Raw genomic sequence first — 1363 nt, forward strand, 5'->3', positions numbered from 1 at the left:
TCCACGAACAGCGCCCGAGCGCCGGCTTCGACCAGCGACGCGGCAACGCTCTTTCCGCTGAGCGCATCCTTTTCGGCCACGACGATGGCCGCACCCTCGGCGGCCATCGCGCGCGCCGTCGCCTCGCCGATGCCGCGCCCGGCGCCGGTGACAATCACCACCTTGTCCTTCAGTCGCCCGGCCATGGTCACCAGTCCACGATGGTGCCGTCGGCAAGGACGGCATTGGTGGTGTGCATGACCTCCGGCCTGTAGGGATGCCGGTCGGCGACCGCTTCGTCGACCTCGACGCCGAGCCCGGGCGCATCCGGCACCTGCCAGCAGCCGTCGATCATGCGGATCGGCCCCTTCACCACCTCGAAATACCAGGGCACGGCACCGACCATCTCTTCCTGGATCAGGTGATTGGGCGTGGAGACCGCGAAATGCAGCGCCGCCGCGCCGGCGATCGGACCGAGCGGATTGTGCGGCGCCACACCCACCGAGACCGCCTCGGCCATGGCGGCGATTTTCCTCGCCTCGAGCAGGCCGCCGCAGTGGCAGATGTCCGGCTGCACGATGTCGACCGCCCTTGCCCGGAAAAGGTCGTCGAATTCGGGACGATCGATCAGCCGCTCGCCGGTGGCGATCGGCACGCGCGATTTGGCGACGAGCTGCGCCAGCGCGCCGGTCTCGCCCGGCGGCAGCGGCTCTTCGACGAACATCGGTCGGTAGGGCGCAAGCGCGTCGATATAGGCGAGCGCGGTGGAGGCCGAGGCGGGACGGCCGTGGAAATCGACCATGATCTCGACTTCGGGACCGACTGTCTTGCGCAGTGCCTCCATTAGGCGGCCGACCTTGTCGACCTCGACGAGCGGCGCATGATAGTGGCTGTAGGGGATGAAGACGGCCTTCAGCGCGCGATAGCCCGTGGCAACCACTTCGGAGGCGCGCCGCACCAACGGCTCGGTCTCCAACGTTTCGTAGACGGCGCGCATGTCGCCGAGGCCGAGATGCGTGTAGACCTTGACCCGGTCGCGCACCTTGCCGCCGAGCAAGCGCCAGACCGGCTGATCGAGCCATTTGCCAAAAATGTCCCAGAGCGCCAGCTCGATGCCGGAAACCGCCGACATGCCGATGACGCCGAGCCGCCAGAACGAGTGCTTTTTGAGGATGCGCACCGCCTGCTCGATGTCGCGCGGGTCGCGGCCGACCAGAAGCGGCGCGAGGTCATTGACGGCGCCGACGACGGCCTGGGTCTTCCATTCCAGCGTCGCCTCGCCCCAACCGTAGAGGCCCGGCTGGTCGGTCTCGACACGCACGAACACCCAGTTGCGCATATCCGCGTTCACGACGCGCGTGGTGATGGCCACGATCCTCAAGCG

General features: G+C 67.7%; 2 protein-coding genes. Both read right to left on the minus strand.

Annotated elements, in window-relative coordinates:
• Nucleotides 1-185: SDR family NAD(P)-dependent oxidoreductase (locus tag EOA60_RS33085; protein WP_128312626.1), on the minus strand; the 185-nt coding region annotated here is incomplete at its 3' end.
• Nucleotides 186-187: 2 nt separating this feature from the next.
• The coding region (dgoD, locus tag EOA60_RS33090; protein WP_245502680.1) for a galactonate dehydratase at nt 188-1363 on the minus strand (1176 nt) is incomplete at its 5' end.

Origin of the sequence: Mesorhizobium sp. M1A.F.Ca.IN.020.06.1.1, assembly GCF_004023265.1 — a bacterium.
GTDB lineage: Bacteria > Pseudomonadota > Alphaproteobacteria > Rhizobiales > Rhizobiaceae > Mesorhizobium.